Source organism: Acinetobacter boissieri, assembly GCF_900096955.1.
In the GTDB taxonomy this organism is placed as follows: domain Bacteria; phylum Pseudomonadota; class Gammaproteobacteria; order Pseudomonadales; family Moraxellaceae; genus Acinetobacter; species Acinetobacter boissieri.
This window is the reverse complement of sequence record NZ_FMYL01000002.1, coordinates 126400-140929: the sequence shown is the minus strand read 5'-3', so window position 1 is coordinate 140929 and position 14530 is coordinate 126400. Positions and strand designations below refer to the sequence as shown.

12 protein-coding genes are annotated in these 14530 nt (G+C 36.6%); 5 read left to right on the top strand and 7 right to left on the bottom strand.

The genetic code is table 11. From position 1 onward, the window contains the following. Nucleotides 1-113: 113 nt before the first annotated feature. A complete protein-coding gene (locus BLS38_RS02795; RefSeq protein ID WP_092746821.1) occupies nucleotides 114-821 on the bottom strand; it encodes a VIT1/CCC1 transporter family protein in 708 nt (235 codons plus the stop codon). 171 nt (nucleotides 822-992) lie between these two features. Next, nucleotides 993-1562: an elongation factor P gene (gene efp / locus BLS38_RS02790; RefSeq protein ID WP_092746820.1), complete on the bottom strand. Its 570-nt coding sequence runs from the start codon at nucleotides 1560-1562 to the stop codon at nucleotides 993-995. Between the two features lie 70 nt (nucleotides 1563-1632). Between efp and epmB the strand changes: the two genes are divergently transcribed. Genes epmB through BLS38_RS02775 form a run of 3 tightly spaced genes read left to right on the top strand, consistent with a single transcriptional unit; the run spans nucleotide 1633 to nucleotide 6509 of the window. Then, the gene (epmB, locus tag BLS38_RS02785) at nucleotides 1633-2655 is read left to right on the top strand and encodes an EF-P beta-lysylation protein EpmB (RefSeq protein WP_092746819.1); all 1023 of its coding nucleotides are present in this window, start codon (nucleotides 1633-1635) and stop codon (nucleotides 2653-2655) included. A gap of 4 nt (nucleotides 2656-2659) precedes the next feature. Next, entirely contained in the window at nucleotides 2660-4402 is a 1743-nt protein-coding gene (locus tag BLS38_RS02780) for a hypothetical protein (protein ID WP_092746818.1), read from the top strand. A gap of 10 nt (nucleotides 4403-4412) precedes the next feature. Then, complete coding sequence (locus BLS38_RS02775) at nucleotides 4413-6509, top strand: EAL domain-containing protein (RefSeq protein WP_171258519.1); 2097 nt, start codon at nucleotides 4413-4415, stop codon at nucleotides 6507-6509. A 47-nt stretch (nucleotides 6510-6556) separates the two neighbouring features. Here the strand turns inward: BLS38_RS02775 and rpmE are convergent, their stop codons facing one another. The 3 genes from rpmE to BLS38_RS02760 all read right to left on the bottom strand — a co-directional run bounded on the left by rpmE (nucleotide 6557) and on the right by BLS38_RS02760 (nucleotide 9532). Next, nucleotides 6557-6781, bottom strand: a complete 225-nt coding sequence (rpmE, locus tag BLS38_RS02770; protein WP_092746816.1) for a 50S ribosomal protein L31 — start codon at nucleotides 6779-6781, stop codon at nucleotides 6557-6559. 209 nt (nucleotides 6782-6990) lie between these two features. Further along, entirely contained in the window at nucleotides 6991-7395 is a 405-nt protein-coding gene (gene gloA / locus BLS38_RS02765; RefSeq protein ID WP_092746815.1) for a lactoylglutathione lyase, read from the bottom strand. Nucleotides 7396-7417: 22 nt separating this feature from the next. Continuing rightward, nucleotides 7418-9532: an AmpG family muropeptide MFS transporter gene (locus BLS38_RS02760; protein WP_092746814.1), complete on the bottom strand. Its 2115-nt coding sequence runs from the start codon at nucleotides 9530-9532 to the stop codon at nucleotides 7418-7420. A 199-nt stretch (nucleotides 9533-9731) separates the two neighbouring features. On the opposite strand from BLS38_RS02760, the gene BLS38_RS02755 reads away from it, so the two are divergent. Beyond that, nucleotides 9732-12311 carry a Lon protease family protein gene (locus tag BLS38_RS02755; RefSeq protein WP_092746813.1) on the top strand — a complete coding sequence of 860 codons (2580 nt, stop codon included), beginning with the start codon at nucleotides 9732-9734 and terminating at the stop codon, nucleotides 12309-12311. A gap of 90 nt (nucleotides 12312-12401) precedes the next feature. Beyond that, the gene (locus tag BLS38_RS02750; RefSeq protein WP_244518144.1) at nucleotides 12402-12983 is read left to right on the top strand and encodes a LysE family translocator; all 582 of its coding nucleotides are present in this window, start codon (nucleotides 12402-12404) and stop codon (nucleotides 12981-12983) included. A 51-nt stretch (nucleotides 12984-13034) separates the two neighbouring features. Here BLS38_RS02750 and BLS38_RS02745 read toward each other — a convergent pair whose 3' ends face one another. Beyond that, complete coding sequence (locus BLS38_RS02745) at nucleotides 13035-13430, bottom strand: rhodanese-like domain-containing protein (protein ID WP_092746811.1); 396 nt, start codon at nucleotides 13428-13430, stop codon at nucleotides 13035-13037. A gap of 200 nt (nucleotides 13431-13630) precedes the next feature. Continuing rightward, nucleotides 13631-14494 carry a DnaJ domain-containing protein gene (locus BLS38_RS02740; RefSeq protein ID WP_092746810.1) on the bottom strand — a complete coding sequence of 288 codons (864 nt, stop codon included), beginning with the start codon at nucleotides 14492-14494 and terminating at the stop codon, nucleotides 13631-13633. Between the last annotated feature and the right edge of the window lie 36 nt (nucleotides 14495-14530).

Here is a 14530-nt window from a genome sequence, read left to right as displayed (position 1 = left end):
ATATTTCGGCTAGCTTAAAGCCAATGAATCTCTGATTAAAATCAAAAATATAATGATTTAATTCATTTACAGCAACAATACATTTCGGCTTTTAAATATTATTGTGATTTGTTTTAACCTACAGCAGACACATTAAACAAACTACCAATCCAAAATGTAAACAACATCGCCACAACACCCCACAACATCACACGAACTACACCTCTAATGATTGGGCTTCCTCCGGCATAACTTGCAACTGCACCCAGTAAACCTAAAGACAGCACCCCAACAATAATAATGCCGTACTCTAAAACATGGCGTGGTAACAATAAAATTGCAAGAAGCGGGAAAACTCCACCCAAAATAAAAGAAACAGCAGAAGCGACAGCTGCAAGTAAAGGCTGTGCGGCAGTTTCTTCATTAATACCGATTTCATCTCTTGCATGAGCAGCCAGTGCATTATGTGCTGTGAGTTGCTGTGCCACTTGAAAAGCCAATTCATGGTCTAAACCGCGGTGAATATAAATTTTAGTGAGCTCAAGCAACTCTAGATCTGGACTTAAATCTAAACTTATTGCTTCCATACGTAAGTCGGCATCTTCAATATCCTGTTGAGATTTCACAGAAATATACTCGCCTGCCGCCATAGATACAGCGCCTGCAATCACACCAGCAACACAAGTAATCAAAAGTGTATTGGCTGTTGCACCACTTGCAGCCATACCAACCACTAAACTAGTAACTGAAATAATGCCATCATTTGCGCCTAAAACAGCAGCCCTTAACCAGCCTGAACGTTCTGTGTAATGGTTTTCTTCATGATGTGAGTGACGAGACATAACCTACCTTTTTACCTAGTTTGCGTAAGCATCAGTTTATCTTTACTGTAATATGCAACTTTTTATTACAAATCACATATTTTCTAATCATTATAGATAAATAAAGGGTCTTATTTGGAAGACCCTTTATTTATTTTTGAATACAACACACTTGGTATTATACTCTTTCCCTTATGCACGCTCTAAATAATCGCCTGTACGTGTATCTACACGAATACTTTCTTCTTGCTGAACAAATAAAGGAACACGAACCACAGCCCCTGTTTCTAAAGTTGCGGGTTTACCACCTGTACCAGCAGTATCACCTTTCACACCCGGATCAGTTTCAACGATTTTTAGAATCACAAAGTTTGGTGCACTTACAGTCAATGGAACACCATTAAACAACATGATTGAACATTTTTCATTTGAATCGTCTTTCAACCATTTTGTCGCATCGCCCATAGCAGTTTTATCTGCAGCGATTTGCTCAAATGATGCAGGGTCCATAAAGTGCCACATTTCACCATCGTTATATAAGTAGTCCATTTCTACTTCAACAATGTCTGCACCTTCTAAAGACTCATTCGATTTGAATGTTTTCTCTAAAATTTTACCTGTACGTAAATTACGTAATTTCACACGACTAAAGGCTTGGCCTTTACCCGGTTTTACGTATTCATTTTCTGTAATTGAACAAGGATTACCATCAAGCATGACTTTGAGGCCTTGCTTAAACTCATTTGTAGAATAATTGGCCATGACTGGCACGCTCCGAACTTACTAATTTAAATCGATTAATGCTAGACTAGCATTATTTTTAACAGATGGCATGATAAACTATTTGTACCGTGAGCAAAACTGGAAAAGTCAACTGAATGACTTAATTACAGATCCTCAAGAGCTCCTTGACATACTTTCGCTCTCTCCAGATGTATTATTATCAGGTGCGATACTGGCATCTCAACAATTTAAGTTGCGTGTTCCTCGCTCATTTGTAGACAAAATGGAGAAAAATGACCCTTTCGATCCACTACTATTACAAGTATTACCACACCATTTGGAACTTGAAGAGCACGCAGGCTTTATCACAGATCCTTTAGGTGAAGAAGCAGCCACGCAATTACCTGGGGTATTACACAAATATGAATCACGCTTCTTACTCACACTCACAGGTGCCTGTGCCATACATTGCCGTTATTGCTTCCGCAGACATTTCCCCTACCAAGAAAATTTACCTAAAAATAAAGATTGGCTAGAGATCAAAACTTATATTGAAAGCCAACCATACATCAATGAGGTCATTTTAAGCGGGGGTGACCCACTTACACTCTCTAATCAAAAAATAAACACATGGCTTGAACGAATTGCATCCATACCACAGATTAAATTTTTACGTATACACTCTCGTGTACCTATTGTTATTCCAGAACGCTTAGATCAGGAATTACTGAACACTTTGGCCTGTAGCCGTTTAAAAGTGATTTTAGTCATTCATTCAAATCATGCCAATGAAATTGATGAACGAACACAATATTATTTAAAACAACTACATCAACACAATATTACATTGCTCAATCAAACAGTACTTTTAAAAGGCGTAAATGACTCAGTAAAGGTCTTACAAAATTTGAGTTATCGACTATTTGAATGTAACGTCATGCCATATTATTTACACGTATTAGATAAAGTCAAAGGCGCTCAGCATTTTGATTTAAGCCAAGACCATGTTACAACCCTATACAACGAGCTATTGGCTCTATTGCCTGGCTACCTTGTACCTAAATTAGTACGAGAAATTGCAGGTGAAAAAAATAAAACGCCTATCGTGACTCAGTTTAATCCTACTAGGTAATTTAATGGCCACAGCGCAATTTGTTTCTGTCAATATTTTTACACAAGATACTGAGCATACAAGGTCAACGCTCAGTTTTTGTGAACCCAATACACATCACTTAAATATATGGATTTATGCAATATCTGATGAACCCATAGGAAACCGCGCTAAAGCTTTACTCAATGCATTGATTGAGCTTTCTGAATTAGAGATACAACCTTGTTTAAAATTTAAACTGGTACAAACAATACACCACCCTATTGACCAAATGGTCGAATATTTAAAAACACTGGTGAAAGAGCAATCTATTTCTGACTCATTGCATAACGAAAATGTTTTAGACTTAATTGAATCTTTTAGATGTTATTTAGCCAAACTATATACAGATATTTTTTATGCACTGCGTAAAGTCGTTAACGATACTGTATTTTCAGTAAAAAACTATTTTGTTCGTAAAAAGCAAAATACGCTTTCTTGGTATGCCTGTTACCTTGCATTAGAGCAATTTAGCTTAGTGACATGTCACCAACATATGCTCTATAGAGAAGCCTTAGAAGGCCAATGGCAACATACTCACCATCTCTACCTACTCGCATGCCAGCATCAATATGAAAATGTGATTATCAATCACTCACAAGACTGCATTTGTAGCCAAAGTGAAATTGAGTCGATTTCTATTTTATATAAGCAAATGCTATTGCTCTATTTACTCAATACGCAACAAGTGCGACCCAGTGAAACGTATGCTCTTTATCAATGTAGCTCAGAATGGGCGCAGTTAATACGTGTGACTGCTAAAAAAGAACCTTTATCACGGTATATTGTTGAATACAAAACAGATATGCCTCCAACCCCTATAAATGAAGATCAGACACATACCGTAAAACAAAGTTTTTTTTACATTAATGTCAATGATTTATTTAAACGTATTCAACTTGCAAATGCACCATCCCAGCGTCACTTATCTGCAAAAGAGCAACTATATCTAAACAGCTCACTCATCTTTCATATCACCAATACGCTGAATCAGTCTTCTGAGCGTCGTTATGAAAGACACAATTTTAATTCAAGTATTCAAGTTTGTTTTGGATTAAGATCAGTACACTACCGGCTTACACAAGCGATTTTAAAACACCAAAATACACTAAAAAAGCAAGCGAGATACACAAAGAATAGGACCAAATCACTACATGTTATACCTAAAGATAGTATGTCTACGACTAATCTAGATTTTGATGAAAATATATATGACTGTTATATTTTAGATGTAAGTGTTAATGGCTACCGTATGCAGCGGCAAGGTAAGCCTCCTCAGCATCTACATGCTGGTGAATTTCTAGCTGTACAAGAAAATAATCAAAGCCCTTGGCGTTGCGGACTCATTCGTTGGGTTAAACAATTACCAAACAAAGACTTAGAGTTTGGTGTTGAAATTTTATCACAACACATCACCCTATGTTATATACAGCAATACAATGCCTTACTCGAAAAATATATTTATAGCCCGACACTTTTACTAAAAAAAGATATTTTAGGCCAACCTTGCTTTTTTTTGGCGATGCCAATTTTAGATAGATTACCAACTCAAAAACGAGTACAGTTGTATCTTGCTAATCAAACCATTTCTATTTATGTTGGACACAAAGAACTAGAAAACCCTAGTTTTATTCTATGTAATTTTGACTTTTTAACACTTGAAGATCAGAGTAAATTTAATCATCTTATTTCAAAGTATGATACATTACTCAAAAATATGGATTTATGAGACTTGTAACATGATGGATCTTGTTCGAATCGAAAATATACGAGTAATTGTTATTGATGATAATCAAATTCAATACAACCACCTTATGGATATCTTCCATGCGCAAGGGCAAAGTGTCACGGCAGTGCTTTTAGATGATTTATTGACTCTACAAAAACACATTAAAAAAACATGGGATATTGTTTTTTATAGTAAAGCATATGATTTTGACCAAGATAAACTCTTTGAGTTAATCAAGCACTCTAAACAAGCCTACTTACCATGCTTACACTTAGACCATCAAGAAAATACCAAAAACCGCTATGCCTTAAATAGCTATTTCTTTGATCAGGTCAATTTAAACCACCCAAAACACTTATTATTCACGTTTAATAAAGCGCTTCAATTTAGCTATTTATGGCAAGAAAAACAACGTTTAGATAAAGATTTAGAAAACATTCAGCAGCAAGTTAAAACCACCTCTGAACATATGCAAGATGCATCTATGGTTGTTCAAGAAGGTATTATTATGGAAACAAATCAGTATTTTAAAGATATGTTTCAAATAGATGATGCTTTTGGTTTACCCTTGTTAGATGTTTTACAGCCCAAAAATTCTGAGCAATTTAAACAACAACTCAAATTAATTAATGTAAATTCTGCACAAACTTATCACTTAGAAATAGAATCCATAAATACTGTACTCAAAAATAAAAATCTCAGTCTAAAGATTTTTTCAAATCAAGAGGAAGAAAGCCTACATATTTCAATTGGACAACACCAAGTTACAGAGTTCACTAAAAATAAAGCACCCAAGTATTTTGAACAGGTTAACCAAATTATCTCCAAACACAGCGGTACCACTAGTGAAAACATTCTTATTAGTTTATCAGTTAACCTTAATATAGATGCCTCTGAACTGACTCAGGAAGAATACATTGGGCAGTACATAAGTGATACGACTACACAAATTAAAACGTTTTTTTCAGATGGTTTCATTACTGTAAGCCCATTTCAATGGATTGGAGTTGCACAAATAAAAGCACCTTTAACGTTCGGTGAAATACAGACGCAACTTAATCATTTAGTAAAATCATCTACACTCCCACTTCAACTGGGCTACTGCATCTTTAATGATACGTTAAAATCTGAAGACCAATTTTATGCGTTATATGCGAAAAGCCAAACAAAAACCACAGCACATATAGCTGAATCTACGCATGGAAAAATAGAACAAGAGACAATGCCTGTTCTAGAAGCACCTTCCCTGAGCTTAGTAGAAAACGAAGATAAACCTACGATACAAACTATAGATACTCCAATACCGCAACCTGCGGAGCAAATACCTCAACCAGAAATGTTTAGCCCACCAGCACCTCAAAGTACATCAATACCTGTACCTGAAAATGATACATTTGCAACTCATAGCAACTATCAAACAGGTGTAAAATACCAACAAGTATATGATAAATATGATACGAATCAGCATATGTTTGAAGCATCTACCACTTACGTAGATGCAAATGGTATTAGCTATAACTTAAATTATGCAGATGAGCCACCACTTATAAATAGTGCGTCTTTAATTCAAATAGATCAAAATACCATTAAAACTGCCTGTCAAAATCTCTACCACTTTTGTCAAACTACCCCTGATGCCAATATTATTATTAATTTACACCACAGTAGTCTTGAAAGTCCTTTAGCCTCTTATCTTACTAGCGTATTGCAACAAACACCGGGACTAAATGCCAATAAAATTATTTTACAATTTAATGCCTTAGATATTATTAATCTGAATTTACAAATACATCCAACTTGGGCAATGCTCAAACAAATGAATGTAGGTATAGGATTACGTCATTTTAATTTTAATAATCGAAAAATTACTTTACTCGGGCAAATACAGCCTAAAATCTGCTTTATGGCACTCAACTTAGAGCAAATTTTATCAAACGTTACACAACATCAATATATTCAAGACCAGTTTAGTCACTTTAAAAATACCGACTTTGTCATTCCCAACCTCAACGATATGAATGAGTTTGCAAATGCATGGAATGTAGATTGTCGCTACTTACAAGGCCAATACTTCCAAGATAAACTTGATCAAATGACCAATATTTAGCAGACATAAAAAAATGGGCAATAAGCCCATTTTTTTTACTTCTGATATTAACGCTTAATTGTGCGAGACATACCAGAAAAACGTTGTTTGAACTTGTCAATACGACCGCCCGTGTCAACGCTTTTTTGCTTACCAGTATAGAACGGGTGGCAAGCTGAACAAATATCTAAATAAAGAGAATCTTTGTTGCTTGCAGATTTAGTTTCAATAACGTTACCGCAAGAACAAGTTGCAACAAGTGCTGTATAATTTGGATGAATATCTTTACGCATATTCAATACTCCTAAAGAAGAAAGGCTTAAGCTGTTTTCGCAATCAACCGCTCTTTTTACATATATGTAAAAAGGAAAGCCGTAAGGCAGGCTAACACGACAACAGACCATTCTTTTGGCTCACCGAAGCTCCTAAAGCTAGGGCAAAGCACAACAAGTCGCATGATTATATAATATTTAGCAAACGATGGCTAATATTATTTGATTACCTAACTTTGGCTACGCGCGTATTGGTCTTGCTGAATCAGTTCAATTAAATAACCATCTGGATCTTTAACAAAAGCGATTACTGTTTGACCACCTTTCATTGGCCCTGCAGATCTAACAACCTCACCACCACGGCGTTGAATATCTTCACAGGCATCGTATGCATTATCTACACCTAAAGCAATGTGTCCATAAGCATTGCCTAAATCATAGCTACTGGTATCCCAGTTATACGTAAGTTCTAATACGGTATGATTAGATTCATCACCATAACCAACAAAAGCCAATGTAAAACGGCCTTCTTCAAAATCATGACGACGCAATAAACTCATACCAAGTACTTCAGTATAAAAAGCCAAAGAACGCTCTAAGTTGCCTACACGCAACATGGTATGTAACATTCGCATAAATAATATCCTTATTCTAGCATTAAGTCGTTTGGTGGTCTTTTAACAACCGAGCAACCCACCACACCAAAATTAAAACTGGAATACCCATCAATGTGGTCATTAGGAAAAATTGAGGATACCCAACATGGCTAACAATAGTACCCGAATAACCACCCAATATTTTCGGTGTGAGAGTCATTAACGAGCTGAAAATTGCATACTGAACTGCAGTGAAAGATACACTGGTTAAACTCGACAAAAATGCAATAAAAGCAGCACCTGCCAGTCCCGAAGCTAGATTATCAATGATAATTGCAAAATACAACCACGTTGAACTGTAGGTTTTAAGGACTTTACCTTGTATGATCACATGATCAACTGAAAGATCTACAGGCGCTAAAGGCTGTAAATCTATCGCTAAAGCAGTCGTGTGAGTTGTTGTTGTATATAATAATTGTTGTTGGTTTAAAGGCAAATTATGACTGTCATACGCTATCGCTGTGATCTGACGAGTTGGACTTTTCTCCAGTAAATTTACAGGCATGACTGCCGAAAAAATGCCATCTTTATCTATTTTTGCCATGTAACTTTGCGTGTCTAATTTAAGCTCAATATTTTTTATTTTTGAATCTGACATTTGACCTCTGACAACAATATCTTGTCCTTGAGGTAAGGAAACCACATTGTTACCTGCAATCGGAAATAAGGCGATATTATTTTGGCCTTTAATTAAAAATGGCAGTTGTGCAGTCACCTGACTGCTTGCATCATTTTTATATTGTGTAGTGATCTTTAATATTTTTTGTTGCTCAAGCAATGCTGTAGGGATAGAAATTTTCCAATAACCCACATCATCTGGCTGTGCCGTGAGAGTTTGACCCGCCATATGCACATGTACTGTATCTAGCGTTTGACCTGACTTCACTAGACCAATAAACATTAAATTGGTTGTACTTGCCAATATCGCACCAATAAACATGAGCTTCATGACATTAAAACGCTGTGCTAATAATCCACCTAAAAAACCACCAATTAATGAAAATATAACACCGTACACTTTAACAGCTTTAGCAATTTCTTCTTTAGTAAAGTTTAAATCTTGATAAAACACATTAGAAATCACCCCTGCAATAATGTCAGAAATTCGATAAAAACCGATAAGCAAAAGCAAAAATAACGCCAGTTTCACCCCATAACGCACAAAAAAGTCTTGGATTGGACTGACCCAAATATCTAGTGCCATCTGCTTTTTCACAGCGCCCCATTTCACCAATGCAGTACCTACACACAACGCAACTGCTACAGCAGATAAAAATCGGATGGTTTCTAATAAAAACAGTAAAAAGTTATCTTTAACATGCCATATTTGCTCTAAGTAGTTTACAGCAGGGCTAAGTACAATATAACTCAACACAAATGTTGCTACAGCGAAGAAGAACACCATAACCAAACGTAAATAGTCACGGCCATGATAATCTCTAGCCACACGTTTTACATTAGGCTCATGAATAATACATGTGGTCACCACACCCGCTAACATAACAACTGCCATTGCCATGTAGGTCATATGCCATGCATTGTAAATATAATTCCCTTTAGATGTACCCAACCAACTCGCTAAAAATAATGCACCTGCCCCTGCCACAATCATACCTAAGCGATAACCTGCATTATAGGTAGATGCCAGTACAGTTTGTATTTGTGGATTGCCCAATTCAATTCGATACGCATCTATAACAATATCTTGTGTAGCTGCTGAAAAACCAAGTAAAACTGCACCAATCGCCATTTGAATTAAGTCATGTTGCCCTTGTGCAGGGTCTGCATTGGCCATGATTAATATTGAACCCATAATACTCAACTGGGCCAACAGCAACCAAGCCCGTCTACGACCTAACTTTGCAGTGAGCCAAGGAATTGGTATTTCATCAACCAATGGAGCCCAAACAAATTTAAATGAATAGCCAAGTGCGGCCCAACTAAAAAAAGTGACTGCTGATTTATTAATGCCCGCCTCACCTAACCATAAAGACAAGCTAGAAAAGATCAGTAAAATAGGAATACCCGCCGAAAAGCCGAGAAACAACATAATGAGCGCACGGCGGTCAAGAAAACTACGAAACGCATTGGCCCAGCTTTGGTTTGGCATATTCATATCAATTACTATTTTAATTAAACTCTAAAATACTATTCAAACGCTTTCGGCAATATCTTGCAATAAGCACTGAGTAAATTATTATTTTTAATCTGAATCTGATACTCTAAATGTGGTTTAAATGAAAAAAATATACCTTTTTACATCTAAACCCCGTATTGTACTTTTGACACCACCCTGACTCTATAGAACAAAGCAGATGAATTCAGTATTACCCGTAAACACAGCAACAAAAAAGACCACCCAAAAACAACTTATTACTTCTGCTTTTGACCAACCTGCCATAGAAAAAACACTCAAGAAAACGGCACTCAAACCAGAAAAGCTCACCCATGTTACTAAACTGTCTAATATTCCTGCATCTACACGGCGCATCAAACCACTCAATAATTTTTTAGGACAAGACCGTGCTCGTGCTTCAGTTGAAGCTGGTATTGCACTGCCGTACTCTGGCTATAACATTTTTGCAGTTGGTACAGCAGGTTTAGGCAAACGTACCATGATTAAGCGCTTGCTAGCTCAGCATGCTAAATCTATGCCAACACCAAATGATTGGGTGTATGTCAATAACTTTGAACATGCACGCAAACCAATTGCGTTACGTTTTCCAACTGCACAAGCAGCACTATTTCAAAGTCAATTGCATGAGAACTGGCACACCATACTCAAACAACTTGAACGTCGTTTTAGTGCTGAAAAATATAGTGATGCTGTAGAAAAAATTCGCCATAAAACAGGTCAAGAGCAACAAGAAGCTCTGATTGAGCTCACACAAGAAGGTGAAACCATTGGTGTAAAACTGGTTTCTAAAAATGAAGACAATTGTTTTGTACCTGTCCATCACAAAGATGGTCAAACACAAGAAATGACTCAAATTGACATTGATGCTCTCAGTAAAGAAGAACGCACTGAAATTGCAAAAAATGTACGTAGTATGAATAAAAAGCTAGAACGTTTAGGCCTAGCACTCGGTGACATTGAAGATGTTGCACGCGACCAAGTCACAGACTTAAACCGAGAGATTGCACAAGATGTAATCATCCCACGCATTGAAAAGTTACTCAAATCGTTTCAAGGTGTCGAAGGTTTACAAAACTATCTTGAACGCTATGCTGCCGATATTATTAACAATATTGAAGCTGTACTTGAGCAAGCAGAAGATGACTTTATTCCGGCTCAATTTAGTCGTATACCATCTCGCTACCAAGCCAATGTTGTAGTGACTCATGAAAAAGATCAAGGCGCACCTGTCATTTTTGAAGACTTTCCAACCCATTACAACTTACTTGGGCATGTGGAACAACTGACACAAAATGGCACCATCACTACAGACTTCACGCTCATTCGTGCAGGTGCATTACATCGTGCTAATGGTGGTTTTTTAATTTTAGAAGCCGAACATTTGCTCGAACAGCCTTATGCTTGGCAGGGGCTAAAACGTGCACTCAAATCTGGACAACTCAAATTGTCTTCACTTGAGCATATGCTTACGCTCACAGGTAGTATTTCTATTGAACCTGCCTCTATTCCACTTGAGTTAAAACTCGTATTACTTGCTGAACCTGAAGTATATTACGAAATTTTAGAGTTAGAACCCGAGCTTGGCAGTGTCTTTAAAATTCGAGCAGACTTTACAGATACCTTAGAGCGAAATACAAGTAACGAACAAGCCTACATGCAACTGATTGCCGACTATGTTCAAGTGGATAAACTCTTACCATTTGATCGCTCGGCACTTGTAGCTTTACTCACAGATTCAAGCCGTCAAGCAGAAGACCAAAGCTCATTATCGCTACATGCTTCAACCTTGGGTGATTTAATTCGTGAATCACATCATCACGCCCTACAAGCAGGTGATAAAATAGTCACACAAAACCATATTAATACGGCATTACAACATCGCCAGTATCGTTTAGGCTATTTACGTGAGCTATATTGGCAAGATCTATCACGCGGTACGCAACTCATTGAAACACAAGGCCATCGTTTGGGCCAAATCAACGCGCTGTCTGTGATTCATTATGCAGATGTCGAGTTTGGTCTACCTTCTCGCTTAACTGCGTCTGTATATCAAGGTGGTGGTGATATTTTAGACATTGAACGTAGTGTAGAGCTTGGTGGTTCATTACATGCTAAAGGTGTGTTGCTGATGTCGAGCTTCTTAAAAGCACATTTTGGTCGTGAACAAATTTTGCATTTCTCTGCAGCGCTTGCATTTGAACAAAGCTATGGTCAAGTTGATGGTGACAGCGCAACAGTTGCTGAACTTTCTGCACTGATTTCTGCAATCAGTCAAATTCCGCTCGACCAATCTTGGGCTATTACAGGTTCTATGAATCAATTAGGTCAAGTACAACCGATTGGTGGCGTAAATGCCAAAATTGAAGGCTTTTATGATGCATGTAAATTACAAGGTTTAACGGGCAAACAAGGTGTTATTATTCCTCGTCAAAACATGCAACATTTAATGCTCCGCCAAGATGTCATTGATGCGGTTGAATCAGGCCAATTCCACGTACATGCCATTGATACCATTGATCAAGCACTTGAAATACTTATGGCACGACCTGTGGGCATACTGGGTAAGAAAGGCCAATATACGAAAGGCTCTATTTATGCTGCGGTCATGGATCAATTGAACTATTGGCAATCTATTGAAGATGGCTCTGTCGAAGAAGAAAAGCCAAAGAAAAAGAAGAAAAAAGCCAAGTCTACGAAAAAAGTCGAAGACAGTCCCAAAGAGAGCCAGCCTGAAACAACACTGATGAAAAAGAAATAAGTGATGTAACCTCAAGACCTGTAATTCCACAGGTCTTGAACTTATACAGTAGAAAAAAAGTATATGGACCTTAATTTTTGTTTTTTTCTGATGACAGTTTTAGTCATTAACTTGACCCCTGGCCCTGCCATGCTTTTTGTCATTCAGGAAAGTATACATTCTGGTGTAAAGTCAGGTATTCAATCTGCTTTGGCCGTTGAAATTGGCGTATTTTTTTATGTAATACTGACCTCTTTTGGCTTGGTTGTTATTTTTAATCATGTACCAATACTTTACAAAGTCATAGAAACACTTGGCGTTTTATATCTACTGTATTTGGCTTTTCTAAGTTGGCCAAGAAAAAAAGGTGGTATAAATACAACACATCAGCACCAACACCGTAAGTCTTTTATTTATGGTGTATTTATTAATTTACTTAACCCTAAAATTGGCTTATTTTTTCTTAGCTTACTACCACAATTTATTTCACCAACAGCCCAACCCCTGTGGTTATATTTTTTGTGCTATGGGCTGATTTTTAACTTTAGTGGCTTCATGATCAATATATTTGCAGCACTTTCAGCAAATTATTTGAAAAATAAAAATAGCCACTATGGTCAATGGATCCATTATATTTCACCACTAATCTTTATATGTATTGCTTTTATTGCCATAACTAGATTATTTATATAGGCGATGGATTACAACAAAAACAATGACTTGAGTATTATTGGTACAATATCATTAACAGCCACAATCTATAGACTCTTCTACTTGTGGATTCTCCCCTTCAGTCTTATGCCCATCTCGCTTCCACCAATCTAAACCACCAATGAGTTCTTTGACCTTAAAACCCAAAGTTAGCATTTTAAATGCAGATTTCGTAGACGCATTACAGCCAATCCCATCACAATACGTCACATATATTGGCTCTTTAGATAAATGAGCCAACGTTACTTCTGACATATTTCGATGAGGTAAATTTACAGCATTCGGAATATGCTCTTTTGTATACGCTTCTGTACTTCTGCCATCTACAATAATAATATTTTCACTCGCCTTTAAAGCTATAAATAAATCCCACGAGTCAATTTCATAATTGAGTTTTTCTTCATAATAAGCTCGTTGTTTTGCAGTCATTTTAACGCTCCATATTTTCGTTAATTTATTTAATTTCTATAACCTCAAAATACTGATTACCTTTCACTTCTTTTTTTCATTTTAATACAAACACTAAATCTTGTAATAACATAAAAATCAGCATTCATGACACGAATTAAAATATAGGGAGTCCGAGTATATATAGCATCCAACATGTATAAATATCACTTACCAAACAACTAACTATGCTCTAAATGCCGAACGATTAAATCTTTTGCTTCTTGTAGTGCAATCGATTGTTGTGTAAGTTTTTCTTTTTCCTCACTTGTAGCATTTGGATTTTTATCTGGGTGACATTTCATTATTTTTATTCGATACGCCTTCACAACCTCTTCTTTTGTAGCACGGTTACTTACACCCAAACACGTATAAGCCTCATTTAAGGCATGACTCGAGTTGTGTTGGCGATATGCTGAATCATTAAAGTCTTGCTGACGATGTGTTTTAAATAAATTAATAATCGCTTGATAATCATGCTGTTTTAACCATAATCTTTCGGCTAAATCAGCCAATACAACCTGCATACTTTGGTCACTTAAGTCATTTAAATACAATGCCTGAGCACATAATTTAAATATCTCTAATGTCGAATCATAATCGAGTTGTTGTTGTAGAATTGAATCTATTTGCCTTTGAATAGCATGGTCTTTTTGTTTAAGCATATCTCGCAAATAGATATAATCTTGCTCAGACTTACAATAAGACTCAAACATAGATTTCACAAAATTAACTTTTTGTGATGTCCATGGCTGACCTTGAAATTTTGCATAATGACTTACCAAATGAATGATTGGAGCTAGCCATTCAATGGTCACTTCATTGTTATAACGTTGACCTTGTGTATTTTGCCATGTGCTAGAGGTGACCTTTTTCTTTTGTATTTTACTTGAGGAAACAAATAACCCAATAATAAAACCAATGACACCTCCGATCGGCCCACCAATCAAACTACCAATCGCTGTTAATAAAATAATCTTCCAAAAAGAGACCAATAAGCCTAAAAAAAACACTGCAACAAAGATAACAATAATTGCCCAAACCATCTTTTTAAATGCCCCTACACCTTTATCTTTTAATGA

Coding starts and splice junctions, on each gene's coding strand:
- BLS38_RS02795 (WP_092746821.1), bottom strand. CDS start 821: ATGTCTCGTCACTCACATCATGAAGAAAACCATTACACAGAACGTTCA.
- efp (WP_092746820.1), bottom strand. CDS start 1,562: ATGGCCAATTATTCTACAAATGAGTTTAAGCAAGGCCTCAAAGTCATG.
- epmB (WP_092746819.1), top strand. CDS start 1,633: ATGATAAACTATTTGTACCGTGAGCAAAACTGGAAAAGTCAACTGAAT.
- BLS38_RS02780 (WP_092746818.1), top strand. CDS start 2,660: ATGGCCACAGCGCAATTTGTTTCTGTCAATATTTTTACACAAGATACT.
- BLS38_RS02775 (WP_171258519.1), top strand. CDS start 4,413: ATGATGGATCTTGTTCGAATCGAAAATATACGAGTAATTGTTATTGAT.
- rpmE (WP_092746816.1), bottom strand. CDS start 6,781: ATGCGTAAAGATATTCATCCAAATTATACAGCACTTGTTGCAACTTGT.
- gloA (WP_092746815.1), bottom strand. CDS start 7,395: ATGCGAATGTTACATACCATGTTGCGTGTAGGCAACTTAGAGCGTTCT.
- BLS38_RS02760 (WP_092746814.1), bottom strand. CDS start 9,532: ATGAATATGCCAAACCAAAGCTGGGCCAATGCGTTTCGTAGTTTTCTT.
- BLS38_RS02755 (WP_092746813.1), top strand. CDS start 9,732: ATGAATTCAGTATTACCCGTAAACACAGCAACAAAAAAGACCACCCAA.
- BLS38_RS02750 (WP_244518144.1), top strand. CDS start 12,402: ATGACAGTTTTAGTCATTAACTTGACCCCTGGCCCTGCCATGCTTTTT.
- BLS38_RS02745 (WP_092746811.1), bottom strand. CDS start 13,430: ATGACTGCAAAACAACGAGCTTATTATGAAGAAAAACTCAATTATGAA.
- BLS38_RS02740 (WP_092746810.1), bottom strand. CDS start 14,494: ATGGTTTGGGCAATTATTGTTATCTTTGTTGCAGTGTTTTTTTTAGGC.